Source organism: Paenibacillus sp. UMB4589-SE434, from assembly GCF_030226685.1.
GTDB lineage: Bacteria > Bacillota > Bacilli > Paenibacillales > Paenibacillaceae > Paenibacillus_B.
The window spans coordinates 1,130,054-1,147,295 of the sequence record NZ_JASOYK010000001.1 but is presented as its reverse complement, the minus strand read 5'-3'; the positions used below and the strand labels follow the sequence as shown (position 1 = coordinate 1,147,295).

Annotated in this window: 14 protein-coding genes; 12 read left to right on the top strand and 2 right to left on the bottom strand. The window is 43.2% G+C overall.

Features of this window, described 5'->3' with window-relative positions; all coding sequences use genetic code 11:
- Positions 1-209: 209 nt before the first annotated feature.
- Positions 210-2,471, bottom strand: coding sequence for a PQQ-dependent sugar dehydrogenase (locus QP775_RS04895; RefSeq protein WP_285104076.1), 2,262 nt, complete (start codon positions 2,469-2,471; stop codon positions 210-212).
- Positions 2,472-2,887: 416 nt separating this feature from the next.
- On the opposite strand from QP775_RS04895, the gene QP775_RS04890 reads away from it, so the two are divergent.
- Positions 2,888-4,228, top strand: a complete 1,341-nt coding sequence (locus QP775_RS04890) for an erythromycin esterase family protein (protein ID WP_285104075.1) — start codon at positions 2,888-2,890, stop codon at positions 4,226-4,228.
- Between the two features lie 284 nt (positions 4,229-4,512).
- Entirely contained in the window at positions 4,513-5,721 is a 1,209-nt protein-coding gene (locus QP775_RS04885; protein WP_285104073.1) for a hypothetical protein, read from the top strand.
- Positions 5,722-6,879: 1,158 nt separating this feature from the next.
- Here the strand turns inward: QP775_RS04885 and QP775_RS04880 are convergent.
- Complete coding sequence (locus tag QP775_RS04880) at positions 6,880-7,212, bottom strand: DUF1904 family protein (protein ID WP_285104071.1); 333 nt, start codon at positions 7,210-7,212, stop codon at positions 6,880-6,882.
- A 198-nt stretch (positions 7,213-7,410) separates the two neighbouring features.
- On the opposite strand from QP775_RS04880, the gene QP775_RS04875 reads away from it, so the two are divergent.
- The 10 genes from QP775_RS04875 (at position 7,411) to QP775_RS04830 (ending at position 17,234) form a co-directional block, all read left to right on the top strand.
- Positions 7,411-8,238: a hypothetical protein gene (locus tag QP775_RS04875; RefSeq protein ID WP_285104069.1), complete on the top strand. Its 828-nt coding sequence runs from the start codon at positions 7,411-7,413 to the stop codon at positions 8,236-8,238.
- A 368-nt stretch (positions 8,239-8,606) separates the two neighbouring features.
- Entirely contained in the window at positions 8,607-9,320 is a 714-nt protein-coding gene (locus QP775_RS04870) for a response regulator transcription factor (RefSeq protein ID WP_239331324.1), read from the top strand.
- Complete coding sequence (locus QP775_RS04865; RefSeq protein WP_285104066.1) at positions 9,317-10,330, top strand: sensor histidine kinase; 1,014 nt, start codon at positions 9,317-9,319, stop codon at positions 10,328-10,330. The genes QP775_RS04870 and QP775_RS04865 overlap by 4 nt, the downstream gene beginning before the upstream one ends.
- A gap of 93 nt (positions 10,331-10,423) precedes the next feature.
- Positions 10,424-11,194, top strand: a complete 771-nt coding sequence (locus tag QP775_RS04860) for an ABC transporter ATP-binding protein (protein WP_285104064.1) — start codon at positions 10,424-10,426, stop codon at positions 11,192-11,194.
- Complete coding sequence (locus QP775_RS04855) at positions 11,169-13,046, top strand: FtsX-like permease family protein (protein ID WP_285104062.1); 1,878 nt, start codon at positions 11,169-11,171, stop codon at positions 13,044-13,046. Before QP775_RS04860 ends, QP775_RS04855 begins: the two co-directional genes overlap by 26 nt.
- Before the next feature lie 294 nt (positions 13,047-13,340).
- Complete coding sequence (gene trpB / locus QP775_RS04850; protein WP_285104060.1) at positions 13,341-14,501, top strand: tryptophan synthase subunit beta; 1,161 nt, start codon at positions 13,341-13,343, stop codon at positions 14,499-14,501.
- 200 nt (positions 14,502-14,701) lie between these two features.
- Complete coding sequence (locus QP775_RS04845; RefSeq protein WP_285104058.1) at positions 14,702-15,265, top strand: hypothetical protein; 564 nt, start codon at positions 14,702-14,704, stop codon at positions 15,263-15,265.
- Positions 15,255-15,392 (top strand): hypothetical protein, encoded by a 138-nt coding sequence (locus QP775_RS04840; protein ID WP_239331312.1) that lies wholly within the window; start codon positions 15,255-15,257, stop codon positions 15,390-15,392. The genes QP775_RS04845 and QP775_RS04840 overlap by 11 nt, the downstream gene beginning before the upstream one ends.
- An 84-nt stretch (positions 15,393-15,476) precedes the next feature.
- Positions 15,477-15,845 carry an SMI1/KNR4 family protein gene (locus QP775_RS04835; RefSeq protein ID WP_285105709.1) on the top strand — a complete coding sequence of 123 codons (369 nt, stop codon included), beginning with the start codon at positions 15,477-15,479 and terminating at the stop codon, positions 15,843-15,845.
- A gap of 174 nt (positions 15,846-16,019) precedes the next feature.
- Positions 16,020-17,234, top strand: coding sequence for a hypothetical protein (locus QP775_RS04830; protein WP_285105707.1), 1,215 nt, complete (start codon positions 16,020-16,022; stop codon positions 17,232-17,234).
- Positions 17,235-17,242: the final 8 nt, after the last annotated feature.

Sequence of the window (17,242 nt, the reverse complement as noted above, 5' to 3'; positions counted from 1 at the left end):
CTTTTTCTAAATGAGAACTCCTTTTCGATTCACTCTCACATCCCGTCAAAAGAATGACAACTGCAATAATGCTGATCAGCGAATAATTTGTGAATTTCATAATTACACTGCTCGTTTCAAGATGAATGAAGAATAGACCCCCTATTGCTATAAGAGGTCTATCCTTAATCTAGAAGCTTAAGCAGGCCAAGTCGTATAATTCATATTCGCTAGAAGTTAGGTGCTAATCGAATAAGTTTATCCGGGCTGCCGTCACCGTTTTTGTCGCCATTGTTACTGGTAACGAAATAGAGTGATCCGTCTGGTGCCTCGACAATGTCGCGAATGCGTCCATATTTATTCACAAACAAGTAAGTAAGATCACTGCTCTTGATCGTCGGTTTGCCGTTCTGCTCTCCAATGATCATACGAATGATCTGTTTGCCTTTTAAATTGGTAACAAGCAGGTTCCCTGACCACGGCCCTTGAGTTACAAAAGTCATACCCGAAGGCGCCCATGTTGTGCCATTCGCATAAATGAGCGGAGGTGTAATCCCTGGTTGATTTTGATTTCCACCCTCATATTTAGGCCAACCGTAATTGTTGCCGGGTTGAATGTAGTTAATCTCATCTTTAGAAGATTCACCGTGCTCCGATGCAAAGAGACGATTTGTTCCTGGCTGCCAGGCTAATCCTTGAGGATTCCGGTGTCCACGGCTATAAATGGGAGAGGAGGCAAACGGATTATCACTAGGAATGGTGCCGTCTAAATTCAGTCGGAATATTTTCCCGCCGAGATAAGTAAGTGTATCGTCTTTGTTACCGTAATTGCCGTCGGCGAAATACAGCTTGTTATCGGGACCTATTTTCAGCCGACCGCCATTGTGATAGACCGCACCTGGAAGATTCGTAATCAGGACTTTGTCTACTGTAGCGATATTGTTATTCTCTTTAAGCCGAACGACCTGATTGGCAACTTTGTTGTCTGATGTTTTGTAGGAATGGTAGATATACATATAATGATTGGTGGTGAAATTTGGATCGAGGACGAGGCCCAACAAGCCGCCTTCGCTCTTAGGCATGTAATAGAAAGGCGAACCCAGCGTAATGACAGGCGTGGATTTCAACTTCCCATTCACAATGACACGAACCCTGCCGCTGTTGCGTTCGGTGAAGAAAATCCGCCCATCTGAGGCAAAATCAACAGCCCAAGGTGTTTCCAAGTTGTTAGCGACAACCTCTGGCGTATAAGGATCGGAAGAGACGGGGCTCGTTTTGACAGACAACGCATTGCTAGCTGCAGATATATTTCCTGCTAAGTCCCTTGCTTTAACGGTGAAGGTATATGAGGTATTTGCTGTAAGTCCTGTTGCATTAAAAGATGTCGCAGGCGTGTTTCCGGCGAGTGTGCCATTTTTATAAATGTCGTACGCATAGACGCTTACGTTATCTGTAGATGCCGTCCAGGTTAAATTGACTGACGAAGATGTTTTGCTTGGGCTTACAAGTCCTGTTGGAGCAGTTGGGGCCTGCGTATCGGTTTGGCTTGTCGTCTTCACGGTGAGAGGGCTGCTGGCATTGGATATATTTCCTACCGCATCTTTAGCTTTGACTGTGAATTGATAGGTGGTATCTGGTGTTAATCCGGTATAGGTGTAGGTAGTATCCTTGACATTCGCTTGTGTCAGGACATTATCTTTGTATAAGTCATAGCCCTTTACCCCAACATCATCCAGCGATGCGGTCCAGGATATGTTCGCAGTTGTATCCGTTATACGGTTTGCTTGCAAGTTTGTTGGTTCTGTAGGGGGGAATACATCACCGGTGGCATTGACTTTTACCTTGTCAAAGGTGGCCGTGCTTAAGTTGGATACATTATGGCTGGTGACAGCCAATCCAACATACAGCGAAGCATTCATATTAAGAGTCAAGTTGCCCAAATCGCCCCAGTTCAACCCGTTGTTGGATACATATCCTTTGATCACATTGCCTTTGCGTTCAAGCTTTACCCAGGCCGGGCTCGTCGAAGCAATTTTAATACTCTGAGATGTTCCGCCCGTGTCAGTCCGGTATTGGAACGTGAACCCGTTGGAAGGCGTTAATAGCAAATCGACATGTTTGGAGTTGGGATTCAACGTTTCCCTGATCATGATTCCTGCCTTCGCAAAATCGTGTGAATTGCTCTGAGAAGAGACAAGGGCAATAATAGCGCCGTCTCCCGTCCAGGGCTGATAGAGATAATTGAACTGATCTGACTTGCCCCAGATGTCCGTGCCAGCGCCGCTTACAGTAAATTGATCAACCCCCGGATCGTAGGAAGCGCTGCCCGCTAATGCGGGAGAACCGATATTTTGCTGCTTCCACGGATTCGGTACAGCATCTGTCATACCTGCGACATTAACCTCTGCCTTGGCGTTACCTGATGTAGGTAATAAAGCGAGCAGCATACAAAAGCAGAGACTCAAAGCCATCATTTTGCTTCGTGTAATCATTGCTACACCTCCTATTTAGATTTTGGATGAAATCCTCCTCCCCTAAAATTATACTACTTAAAACTTTCGATCTATATTTTACCATATTCATCTAAAATGGAACTTATTTAACCGAAAACAATTATTAAATTTTGATTAAAAGCAACCAATGCATTCGTTTATTCTCTTTCTTGCGGAGCGATATTTGTGCGTGCTCGCCTTTAAATTCAAGATAATCGTTGATCGGATCTTGCTTTCTTCCTAGTTGTAATGTTCTTCGTTTCGCATTGAAAAGGGACCTATGATTAGGGTGTGCCTACATTCAGAAATAACTTAATGATTTCGTAAGAATCAAGTTAGAAAATTGAGAGATTTAAAAAATAAAATAGAAAACGTACCAGTGAACAATATTACAACACGAGAAAAGGTGGAAACAAATGAAACAGAAAATGGTATATGCAGGGATATCTATCATGATTGGAGCATCTATGCTGGCTGTAGGGTGTGGGGAGAAGAAGGAGGATAAACAGGTGGAACCTACCGTAGTCGCTCAACCTGTCAAGTTGAGTGTGGTTGAGTCAATTCATTCACAAGCAAAGGCGCTAAAGACGATCGATCCTATGCAGCCATTCGATGATATGATGCCGTTCAAAGACATGATTGGGAACGCCAATTATGTGGGATTAGGAGAAGCTTCACACGGAAGTTCTGAAATATTTACAATGAAGTTTCGTCTCGTCAAGTTTTTAGTTACCGAGATGGGTTTTACGAATTTCGGAATCGAAGAGGATTGGGGCAATGGCTTAAAGCTGAATGAATATATCCACACAGGAAAGGGGAATCCAAGAGAATTTTTGAAGCTGCTGTACCCAGCCGATGAGATTGTTGCGATGGTTGAATGGATGAAGGACTATAACGCTGACCCAGCACACGAGAAGAAAATCCAATTTATCGGACTCGACTTGAAGACTTTTGAGCCAGCTGTCTTTCATAAAGTGATTGACTATGTGAAACTGCATCATCCTGAAATACTGTCCGAAGTCGAGGAAAGCTATAAGGAGTTACCAGCTGCGGCTGTAGGCTTGCCGGAATATATGAAGCTTACACCTGAGAAGAAGAAGAAATTCAATGCGAATGCAGCCAAAGTTGTAAAATTGCTCGAAAATAAGACGGAACAGATGAACAATGAAAATGCCACATCCGAGCTTGTATGGGTGAAGGGGACGGCTAAGGTGATCGAGAATTTCACGGCAATGATGATTCCTAGCGATTATGCACAGATTGTAACGCTGCACGATCAATACTTAGCCGATCATGCAGAATGGGCCCAGCAAGCATTTGGCGGTAAAACGATGGTGTGGGGACATAATATCCATGTAGCAAAAGGCGTAATTGATAAGGAAATGTACCCGAAAGTGGCGGGGCAGTTCTTGAACGAGCGCTTTGGCGATCAATATGTGGCCATCGGAACTACCACAACCAAGGGGAAATTCACCGCCTTCAGCGAAGGCAAGCTTGCGACAGATACGATTCAGCAGGACGTGAACAGCTCCAACTATAAGTTTGGCGAAGTTCCATATGAAATGTTTATGCTGGATGTTCGCAATCTTAAGGATCAGGCAAAGGAATGGGCACAAAAAGAGCAGCCGTTCTTTGACGGCATCGCTCAAATCATCCCTGATCGGCCGCAGTATTTTAATGCATCTCTGTCGGAACAGTTCGATATCCTTTTCCACATCCGTGAAACCAGTCCGTCTCAGTTTAGTGAGAAAAAATGATAAAGCAAAACGATAAGATTATGGAACTACAAGTGTGGTTACAGATGTTTAAAATGAAGGGGCTGCCGCATGGTAGCTCTTTTGCATGACGTCTTAGTGGATAGGATATTTATTAGTTACATAGACTACCAATTTGACAAGATGAAAATGCGAAGTATTACAATTATGAAACCCTATATATGTAATAACTAGATGTGTTTATCTGTTCATAAATAAGAAAATCCTATAATGTATAATAATGACTCAATTTATCCCAATAACTATACTTTACAGAAGGAGAAATAATGAAAACTAACAAATGGATTTATTTTATTATCAGTTCAATCGTAATAGTGATTATCTCCATGTCTAGTAACTCCGATACGGCAAGTGCTGAAGAGTTAAACTTGAATACAACTCAGCAAGTTGTTACATTTCCAGTTGCTTTTCAACGCGCGACGAAAGATGCGATCAATAGTATCACTGCAGATGGTAAAGGAGAAATTCTTACCATATCAGATAAATACTTAAACATCACTCGAGACTATGGAAAAACGTGGGTATCTCGTAGTCTGCCCTCATCTGCTATATACCATCAGATTCGGATTGTCCAAGGTGTATATTATTTATCCAATTCGTACACATTTAATGGAGAAAGCCATTATTATTCTACCGATGCTGTGAATTGGACGCCATTCACCTTAGAAGCAGATAATGGATTAAAGCTTGGGATCGGGAACATCCAGATCGTGCACGGTACTCGGATTCTGTTGGCAACAAGTGAAAAGTCGAATAAGGTATATGTATTTACTTCACCAGACGGTTTAAATTGGGTTCAGAAGGGATCTATCAACGATATCCTATGGACGGGTAGCCCCATAATTATATGGTGGAATGGAAGCGGGTATTCAGCCATCGCAGGCGGACATTCATATTATAATTACAAAAAAACAACTGAAATCAATCATTTTTTGGTTAACCCAAAGGACGATGTAGGAGCAGAGCTTATTGTTTACACCTCTTCGGACCTAATTAATTGGAAGCTTCGATCCGGAGCCGTAAACAAAAAGCTGTTTTATACTTGGAATACGACCGATATAGCAACCGGAAAATTCGTACCGGAACGGAATTACTATGTATATGAAGAGCAGCCAATAGACAAAGGAATTATTAGTTTATTTGACATGTATTCTAATCAATTGACCTCAAGGGATGGAATTACTTTTAATTTCAAGAAAAGTGCAGCTATTTTTCATAAGTACAGTAATGATGATTATCGTACGCCTATCTTTCAGCTAAATAACCAGTATTATGTGTTTACACAATACTGGTACAGCTCTGGAGTTATACGCACTCGATTATTAACGTCCAAAGATAAGCTGAACTGGAAAGAAACGAAATTAAACATTATGAATAAGATGGAAGTCATTCAATCAGGTAAAATGTTTATCGGTTATAACGCGAAGGAAGTGGCAATTTCTTCTAATGGTATGAATTGGAAGAAAATAAAATAAAGAGTGGTATATAGATACAGCCTGTCCTGGCAGTCTACAACAGTGAGCCACCAGCGCTTGTTTTTCTTCTTATTTATGTTAAAAATGTCGTTTGACAAGAATATTATTTCATTACTCGCCGCGAGAATCGCGGCTTTTTTATTTATGTGATAAGGTTCTTGTTAAGACCAAATGGCAAGGACTTGAACTCATTTCTGACAGATGGCAGGGGGAGGTCAAAAATCTTGAAAGTTGTAATCAGAACTTACTGATTAAGCAACCGGGCAGGATAACTCAGTAATTTCGCGAATACTCAACATATGGAATTATTCATGAAGTTTGCAAATAAGGCATTAGGCGAAACCTCTTGGAAAAATAATAAATTCGGGGTGTATACTGATATTAATGACATAGAAATAGTGCAGCTAGACGAGGAACATAACGAGGTAACAGAATAAATTATAGAAGTGAAATATGAGAATTTAAGTTCGTATTCCGGTGAGATGCTGCTTCACATAACTCTGTATCTACGCTGCGGGCTGCCGTCTTTTGTCTTCCCGAGACAATTCTAGCTGTAGGACCAGGCGCGTAATGTCGATTGAGGTATCAGGACACGATAGTTGAACAATGAGCTGGTCAAACAATCAGCTGCCTTTTTCATTGAAGTAATGGGCATATAAATTGAAGATTAGTAACGGTGACCCGTACCACAAGTGACAGCAACGGTTTTGGGTACGAGCAAGTTTAAAGGAATACAAGCTTCACTCTTTATATCAGCCGACTAGTGAAAAATGTGATGATATAGAACAAGTAATAATTTGAAGATCGGAAAGCCTGGGAATCTAGTCTGAAAAATTCCCGTCATGAACAGCATCTCGGACATTTTCGTATTTAGCAACTGTAACTATTTCTGAAAGCTAGAAAGGCGATCCAAATAAGGGTCGCCTTCTTGTGTATACCGGGTCTACTAATTTGTAGCTTCGGTGCAGCAAATATGTGATCCTCAGGATTTGTTGCAGTTAATTGCTTTCTGCGCGACTAAATAATAATTTATTGACCGAGTTGTCGGCAACTTGCTTGTAAACGGTCTAGGCGTATCCGGTATTCTATGTCAAGGCGACAAGGATAGAATCAACGTGCTGGAGGTCTCGTATTTGTCACCACTTGCATTGTTATTAGCTAGGAATCATAACGGCGTCCGTTCATATAAAAATTGTCCTCGCGGCCAACCCGGAAGGAAATCTCCAAATCAGGTATACCGAGAGACCGGACATGCCTATCGATCGCCTCTGCCATCTTATCGCGCACTTCGTCCCCCCGCTCAAACCACCATACGTCGATGAAAGGGTACGAATCGGTATATTTCCCGTCGAATATAGCGGTGACGTGCAGGCACTCTAAAGTGAAATTATCCGTTCCGCATTGGCATATTGCGGCCATTTCCTCTACGAGAGGGATGCTAATTGCACGTATGCCCTCGGCTGGAATTCCTCTAAAAATTAATTGCGGCATCTAATATCCTCCTCCTGTCAATCTGACTTTAGTCTTTGTCATTTTCTTATTGTAAATGTACAAGTCTGTCTATGGCAATCAGAGAATAGCTGGTGAGTTAAGAGGGAAGTGTAGAGGTATTAGGCACTAAGTCTAGTGTTTGTTTGTGATACAATTAGTAGAAAGGATAAAGTTGTTAATGTGGAACGGAGGGAAGCCTTGCTAAAGTGGAATAGCGATGTATGGGGAAAACTTACAGGAGCGTACGGTTTTGCAGACAACGCGCCTGTGTTATTGCAGCAGCTAGTGCAGGAATACAGCCAGGAGATTTTTGACGAACTCTTTCAGGAGTATTTGTTCCATCAAAATACGATATATACGGCTACCTACGCGGCGATGCCATATTTGGCACAGCTGGCATGCTCCACATCGGATGCAGAAGTGCGCAAAGAGCTGTATATCAATTGCGGAATCATTGAGGTAAGCCGCGGTGAGCGGGATGAGGCGCCATTCCCGGCATCTTGGGCTGAACTAGCTGAGGATGTGGGCAGCTCCGTTTGTTCGGAAATATATGGTGACTATGTAGAGGCAATTGGCAAGCTCCGAGCGCTTACAGAGGAAGTATTAGCCTACACTGCCCAACAATCCATAGATGATACCGAGAAGCGTTACATTCTTGTTGCGGATGCTGCTTATCGCGGCTCATATCTCCCTGCCAACATGTTGATGACATTTAGTGAAGGTGATGATTATGTGGCCGTGTGTCCTGCCTGCGAGCAAGATGTATTCATCTGGCCTAATGAAGATTGTGCAGGAATTCTTCAAGCTTATGAACGCGACCCCGTCTTTCACACAGGTCAGGAACCACATGTGATTGTTCCGGTCACGTCATTTGTAGATGAAGAAATACGGACATTAGCGGAGCGTGCCGCATCGATTGGAGAACAAACATTGGCTGGACACCTGCCTTATTTAGCGGGGGAAACTTTATGTCCTTCCTGCCGTGAGAAAATTTCGGTATGGCCTTCTTTGCTTAGCACATCGTAGAGCACAATTTAAGGGAACGGAGAAAACAGAATCTTGTTTATTTTAACCCATTAGATTTTTAGGAGCTGTCACGTCGTGATAAGCTCCTTCTTATTTTTTGCCAATAACCCTTGTTATTAAACTATGAGAATGAACGGTAGCGCTGCCGTTTTATTCGCGATTATGACAGCTACGAACTTGTATACTGAGGCGTTGTAATTGCTATAAGGTATTGCAGGACAGGCACTTTTATTTATTAGCTAAGCCTCAACACATGAGATGGTTTCCGTTATTTTACAAAGTCTGCTCAATTTCATCTATAATGGTAGTGAATAACCTGCAATTGGTACGGATTCAAAATGACCCAAGCGTGTGGAGGGGGAGGATTTATGTACCGGATTCTTATTGTAGAAGATGATCAGCGAATTGCCGAGCTTCTATCCAATCATCTGGACAAATACGGATATCAACCTATTGTGACACAGCAGTTTGATGCCATAGATCAAGCCTTTGAACAAATCATGCCTCATCTCGTCTTGCTGGATGTGAATCTGCCTAAATTTGATGGATACTATTGGTGCAAACAAATACGAAAAATTTCACCTTGTCCCATTATTTTTATTTCTGCTCGAACAGGAGAATTGGATCAGGTGATGGCAATAGAGTACGGTGGAGATGATTTTGTAACTAAACCCTTTTACTATGATGTCATCGTTGCCAAAGTGAAAAGTCAAATCCGCCGTTCGTATGGGGAATTATCAATCGGAGGTGCTGATACCGAACGGCAAGTTCATTTTTATGGAGTAACATTTTTCCCAGAACGTCCAGAACTACATTACAGACAGCAGAAAATATCACTTATGAAAAAAGAGGGTGATCTTCTAGACCTTCTTATCCACAAGTATCCACGTACGGTAAAGCGGGAGAAAATATTTGAACGGATGTGGGACGAAAAAGAATTCATTAACGAGAACACACTGAATGTAAATGTAGCCCGGTTACGCAAGAAGTTCACCGAACTCGGAATAGAAAATGCCATTGAAACCGTCAAGGGGTTAGGCTATCGTTTGAATGTCTCTTGGAACGAGGTGGCCAAAGAGTGAAGTTATTTATTAAAGATAATACTTCCTATATCATACTTCATATCATACAGTTTATATTTTTATATTCGACATTTCGCTGGTTGGATGTAAATATGGTTGCAAGCAATATCGTGTATCTCTTTCTAGTGAGTATTTTTATGCTGCTGATTTATCTGATATTCCGTTATGTGGCTGGACGCGGCGGCTATAAGTGGCTGAGCAATATTCCCGATTTGAAAGATGCAAAGGTTTTTTTGCAAATGGACGTTACAGCACCGTTGCTTCATACTTTCAAGAGAGGACTTGCAAGGCAATATCAGTTATTGCAGAGCGAAAAGGAAAGATCCATACAGGAAAAACAGGAGCAGATTGATTTTATGAATCGTTTTGTCCATTTGCTCAAAACACCGCTTTCCGCTTTGCATCTGATTGTTCAGGATCGTGAGGACTCGGAGGGGGCGGAGGAAATGCAAATGGAGATCGCCCGTATGGAGTACCAGTTAAATATGATTCTGACCTTGTCAAGAATGTCCTCTTTTCGACAGGATTTCTATATTCAAACGGTGCCCATAGGGCCGCTGGTGTTTGAAGTCATTAACGACTTGAAAAGTCACTTTATTCACCAACACATCTTCCCCTCAGCCGATGTGCAAGGGGATGCCACCGTTCTTTCGGATCGCAAATGGCTGAAGTTTGTACTGACGCAACTGGTTACCAATTCCATCCGATATTCTGATGGTGGAAATCGTCAGATCAGGATATGGGTACGTCGACAAGGAGCGTTCATTACATTGACCGTAAACGATGAAGGTGTAGGCATCTCCCCTCAAGACCTTCCTAGAGTATTTGACTTGTATTTTACTGGTGCCAACGGACGCAAATATGGTGAATCCACGGGCATCGGTTTATATCTCGTCCGGAAAATTTGTGATGAGTTAGGTCACAAGGTTTCGATCCAATCCTCTTTAGGAGTAGGAACGGAAGTCAAGATTGATTTTCCATTGCCCTATCATCCTGATTCGACAAGGTGACTGATTTGTAATGTTGATGTTATTTAGAACGATAGCGGCATCCCTTCCTTTCTTATAACCTTAGAGTAAGGAAAGAAAGGAGCGAGTTCACACATGAATATGCTGGAAATCAGTAAAATATCAAAAATTTATGAGGGAAAAGTGTCTTGCCAGGCATTAAAACTTATAGATTTCATCGTACCGAAAGGTCAATTTGTTGGCGTTATGGGCCCATCGGGGAGCGGAAAGACAACGCTGTTGAATGTCGTCTCGACAATTGACCATCCAACCACTGGAGCGGTTGTCATCAATGGAAAAGAACCACATCAACTACCATCTGAGCAATTGGCTGTGTTTCGGCGCCGCGAACTAGGCTTTGTGTTTCAGGACTTCAATCTATTACATACGTTGACCTTACGGGAAAATATTTTCCTGCCATTAGCGCTGGACGGAGTAGCTGTAAGGAAAATGAATGAACGGTTAAACGCAATTGCTCCAATTTTGGGGATTACTGATATTCTCGACAAGCGTACCTATGAAATATCGGGAGGACAAGTCCAACGTGCAGCCATTGCAAGAGCCATCATTCATGAACCGGTATTAGTACTTGCAGACGAACCAACGGGAAACTTGGACATCAAATCATCTCGTGCTGTAATGGAGTTGTTGCGCAATATTAATCGCGAAATGGGAGCAACAATATTAACGGTTACTCATGATCCAACAGCTGCGAGTTATTGCGACCGAATTATTTTCATTCGCGATGGTTCTATATATAACGAGATTTATCGGGGGGAACAACAGAACGACTTCTATGGCAACATTATGGAAGTGTTGTCCTTTATGGGAGGCGATTCTCGTGACTTTTCGACAATTCGCAATTAAAAACGTACAAAGAAATTACAAAGCATACCTAGCCTACTTTCTCAGCAGCACCTTTTCCATATTGGTCTTTTTTCTATTTGCTGTGAACCTGTTTCATCCTAAGATCGGAGAGAGTTTCACTTCCGGCCCCGTTCATGCTGTTCTGTCTGCAGGAGAATTTGCGATCTCCATATTTTCATTACTGTTTATCCTGTATTCAATGGGGTCTTTTTTGAAGATGCGATCAAAAGAAATTGGTTTGTTGATGATGTTAGGTGCTACACGCAAGCAATTGAATCGACTGATTTCATGGGAAAATATCATTATTGGGCTTACAGCAATGGTGACAGGAATCACCGCTGGACTTTTTTTATCGAAATATTTTTTAATGTTCGCTTCGATGATTCTGGAAGTTCCAGAACTCGAATTTTACATGCCAGTGAAAGCGATTATTTTGACAATAACCTGCTTTCTAATCATATTTGGCTTGATCTCTAAGCTCGCCCCGTTTGCAGTGAGATCTAAGGAGATCATTGAACTCCTTAAAGGGAATCGAAAGCCGAAAGATCCACCTAAAGCATCTTTATGGCTCTCCATAACAGGATTCATATGGATTGCAGCAGGTTATCTCATTGTCGTATTAGAATTTGCGATCCCTTATGACTTGGGCGTTATCGCGCTATTGGTTTCGGCAGGAACTTACCTGTTCTATTCTCAGCTTAGTGTATTTATCTTAATGCGATTGACATCCCTTCCACCATTATTTTTTCACAAAACGAACTTAGTTTGGATTACAGACTTGGTTTATCGTATGAAAGATAACGCTCGATTATTGTTTGTTATCACCATTACCTGCACGGTATCATTCACGACAATGGCAACCTTTTTTGCCATTTATCAGTCGGTAGACGAGGAATACGCGAAGAGCTATCCGATACCGTTCAATTATTCCTCCTATTCTTCCGATGCTCACCGTGATCAAAATCTTGCTATCATTTCCTCAATATTAGCTGAAGAAGGGCTGTTGTATACGACAGTCTCGGTACCATTCCTAGAGATCGACAGCGATTCAAGTCAGAAGACCGGAGCAATATCCAATCAAGGTTATAATCGGATTGCGGAATTGTTGAACCGCGAACCATTGCAGTTACAAACTGGAGAAGCTATTGAAGTCCCCGTGTGGACGAACAAAGCAAATACCCGTATAACGATTAAGGAGCATGAAGCCGTACACTTGGGAAACAATTCACTTCGGATTATCGATGCTGTCCAAGACAACCTATTTCCAGAGGGCTCGTATAGAAAATTGTATGTATTAAATGATGCAGATTTCGAGAAACAGGATTCTGTATTAAACAAAGGAGTTTATTACGGTTATTTAGTTCCGGATTGGACAGAGGCATCGAGAGCAGCAGAAAAAATTAATGCCCAAATTGGAACCGATTGGAGTGCGTTTAAGTATCGTTCATCACCGGACTGGTACCAGACGGATCAATTAACTTACAAATTAATGCTCTTTGTGGGGACATTTATCAGTATCGTGTTTTTTATTGCGGCTGGAAGCTTTATTTACTTCCGCTTTTATACCGATGTTCAGGAGGAAAAAGGGAAGTACAGAAAGCTGCGGAAAATAGGCATGACTAACCGCGAGGTGAATCAGATTATCACGGTACAGTTAGCGATCCTTTTCTTTATCCCTGTCATACTCGCAGCACTACATTCCGTATTTGCACTGCAAATGCTACAAACACGAGTGTCCACTTCCATAGGAAGTTTCGCAACGAGTATTATATTTTTATTTCTAGTAGCGTGGTCCATTTACTTCTTGTTTCTTCGTTCTCGCTATTTGAGAAGTCTATTGGAAGAGGCTTAACTAGCTTCAATCCGGTACATCCTTCTAATTTAGAAAAATGTGTTTAGTTCCTAAAGAAATTTAGGAACTTTTTTTATGAAGTAAAAAAACCGTCATGTGTTTCCATACAAACCTGATTGTACGAATGGCAAGAACTAGGCATGTATTTATCAAAAGTGCATAGAACGTAGATTAAAATATCATTGTAGGGAGGTCAAGAGCAATTCAGACCTGAAGTAATTTATGGTAAAATGCTAGGTGTAGATTTCCATTTCTATTTCTATTTCTATTTCGATTGGTGGAGGGGCTTTACTTATGGACCAACAATTGCAGCAAGAGGGATACTTCGGAGAGTTTGGGGGCAGCTTCGTCCCGCCAGAATTGCAGGAAGTGTTGAGTTATTTGAGCGAGCAATTTTACAAGTTTAGAGACGACACTGATTTTAAGGAAGAGCTTCGCTATTACCTGCGCGAATATGTTGGTCGCGAGAATCCACTGACGTATGCGGAGCGGCTGACCAAAGCTTGGGGTGGCCCGAAGATTTACTTAAAGCGCGAGGATCTGAATCATACCGGAGCGCATAAGATCAACAACGCTATTGGCCAAATCCTGCTCGCTAAGCGGATGGGCGCGAAACGGATTATCGCTGAGACTGGTGCCGGACAGCACGGCGTTGCTACAGCAACGGCCTGCGCCATGTTTAATATGGAATGTGTCATTTACATGGGAGCGGAAGATACACGCCGGCAGGCGCTTAACGTGTTTCGAATGGAGCTGCTCGGAGCGACGGTTGTACCGGTTCATAAAGGCCAAGGTCGACTGAAGGATGCGGTAGATGAAGCGCTGGACGATCTAGTTCGCAACTATGAAAATACGTTTTATTTGCTAGGTTCCGCAGTAGGGCCGCATCCGTTTCCGACGATGGTCAAGCACTTTCAGGCGATTATTAGCGAAGAATCAAAGCAGCAGATTATGGAGAAAGAAGGACGTCTGCCGGATGCGGTAGTGGCCTGCACAGGTGGCGGCAGCAATGCGATTGGCGCATTCGCGCACTACATTGACGAGCCGACCGTTCGCTTGATTGGTGTTGAGCCCGATCAAGCGCCATCCTTAACCGAAGGTGTACCGAGCATCATTCATGGCTTCAAGTGTTTAGTGCTGTTGGACGAGGAAGGCCAGCCTAAGAAGACCTATTCAATTGCAGCAGGACTTGACTATCCGGGCATTGGGCCGGAGCATAGCCAGCTGAAAGTGACGGGCCGGGCTGAATATGCAACCGTCACCAATGAGGAAGTGCTGGAGGCCTTCCAGGAGCTGTCCCGCACAGAGGGAATAATTCCTGCCCTGGAGAGTGCGCATGCGGTTGCATACGCAAAGAAGCTGTCATCGATGATGGGCCAGGATCAAATTATCATCATCAATCTGTCTGGCCGTGGGGATAAGGATGTTGAGCAAGTATATCAAATGCTCAAATAAAACAGGTGTGCAAGACAAAAGGCGCCCATGGGGCGCCTTTTGATTGTATGAGGAGTGAATCGTACATATTTCCATAATTCAGGTAAAAAGTAGGTGGAATTTGGACAAACGATCACTATAATGAATATAAGATACTAATTATATAGGGCTACTAGATTAGGTAATGAGCATAAAACAGCCTTAGTCGTAGGAGGTTACCTGTGGGAAGATCATTTGCAAATTTGCATATCAGGTCGAAAAACCTTGAGCAGACTATCGAAGTATTAAGAGAGTTAAGTAAGGCGCATCTCAAAGCACTAGGTAAAAATGAAGCTCAGGTGACCAAAGTTGTTATGTATGTATGCAAAAGCAATGAGGACTGGATCAGCGTTCTCCACGATTATTTCGTATGGGGGACTGTGAAGAAGATCGGCATTACGTTGTCCCGACTTATCGAGGGACCGGTGATGACCGCCGGGTATATAAATGAGGAAATATTCGAGTTGTCGATTTTCGAGGGTGGAGAGATCCAGGCCGAAAGAATCTTTTGCGAACAGTGGGCGAGGGATGAATATGAACTCAAAGAAGAGCGACTTAATGATGATTACCTGCGAGAAGCGTTGGATATCCGTAATGAGGATCTTGACGCTTTGATAAAGATCAATAGCCCAGCACAAGTCGTAGATAAGCTGTCGGAGCTTGTAAATCTGTCTTTATGGAGTGACTCGGAGTGGATACCATACGGAGAAGCTCTCAGAAATAGATTTGGGAAATATGAATTTTAAAAGTGGCGGTGGACCATGCATGGCTAACGGCGTATGGGGAAGTATTCTAAAACAAATTGAAACGATATCGCAATCGATTTATTCTACCGTTAACCCTCCTGCTACGGAGCAAGAACTAATCCTTTAGGAAAGTACATTAAACGTTCAACTACCAATTCATTTTCGCAACTTTCTGTCGACATGGAACGGACAACAATAGCAAGTACCTTTTATCGGTTATAACTCCTTTATGTCTATCTCGGATATCATCGAAACATGGTCCATGATGAATGATTTGTTTGAGGACGAGGAGCAGGTGGAATGGATCGACGAAGCTCGGATCAAACCTCTAATTGGGAGCAAAAAATGGATTCCGTTTACCGATTTTGAAGCATCCTCGTGTCTAATTTTGGATTTAGATCAGGGGGGGGAAAACGGCATCTCGGGACAAATCTTTAAATATCACCCAGGTATGAGCTATCAAGAGGTGATTGCAAACTCATTTGAAGAGTTCTCCAACGGAATATCAATAAGACTCCAGGCCAATCACTTTTCGTATACTGACGATGTTATTGAGTTTGAGGATTCCTATTTTGTGTGAAATTTGTCTAAAGAAGCGTGAATGAAGCTAGTTTTATCAAGAGATTGAGATGGAACGTGCATGGGGCAATTGAGAGATCAACTGATGTCAGCAGAGGAATTTCAAAAATACAAGATTGCTTATTCAATTATGGTTTTCAAAAATGGAGCATCTAAATCAAGCGTAGAAGAAAGGATGACGGAAGTGCCAAATGATAACCAAGCTCAACCCTCTAGTTCTGTTAGAGAAAACGGTAGTTATCCGATTGATCTGACGGGTCCTCGCAGCCACACTCTTGTTATTCGTCCCGGTGTGGGCAGCTTATCTATCGGACCGTCGCAATTGGGAAAAAAGGTGGACCTCCACGTCGTACCAGACGCACGCATCGATTGGACCGTATTCGATGCCTTTGCTACGCCGGCGGGCTCGCCTTGGCCGCGATTTCTGTACTATTCAGGTAGTGACGCGAGCTTCTTGGATTGGGCGCAGAAACGTCCCATTGAAGAGATGATGTGGACTCCGCTCCTGTCTGCCGATACGGTGGTGGACGCTAGCCAATCCATTATACATGGCTTGCATATTGAGCTGGGCCAGACCGAAGGGTGCCTGAGCTTGAAGCTTCCACAGGGATCTTACCGCCTGAGCGTGTCTGGCGATCTATTACGCTTATCGGCCACTGGAAATATGCCGTCTTCACTGACACTAGCGCCACGCACCAGTCGACGCAAGAATGATCCTCCTTTCACATTGCCTGACCTTGGTGAATTGCACCAGGTGACGAGCCTGACGCTGCAAAACACGCCGCTGGGACAGCCTATCTCGCTGGACTCTCTGGACCGGTTCCCCAATCTTGACTCACTCAGTTTGTGGGGGAACTTCTGTGACATGGATTTGTTGGTTCGTCATGCCCAGTTAACGAATCTGGAGCTGCGCTTTATGCCTGTTTTGGAGGACTTGCCCTCCTTGGACACATGGCCGTTGCTTGACAGATTTATCGCCTACAATGTGGAAGAGGCCACAGGTAAGCGCCTAAGGCAGCAAATGAAAACACGCGCTAAAACCCGTCCGTGGACCGGTCATGCTTCAGTGAGCCAGTTACGAAAACCTGCGTGGTGGATGACCGAATATGGCCGCCCATTCTCGTCTTGGCCTAAACGTCTTGCCAAACTGGCTAATGAAGCTTATAACATTGCACAGGCATCCTTGGCCCAAGCCAGCAGCCTTGCTGATGCCGAAGCAGCCATTACCGCTTTTACCGTACGTTTCAATACCCTCAAAGGCATCGAAACCACAGAAAGAGAAGACCTTGGCGAAGCTGTATGGCAGCTCAGCCAGTCTGATCACCTGATTGGCCAGCCTATAACGGAGGAGATGGCTCAATGCTGGTTCGATGCAGCTCGCGAATACTGACATCAAAG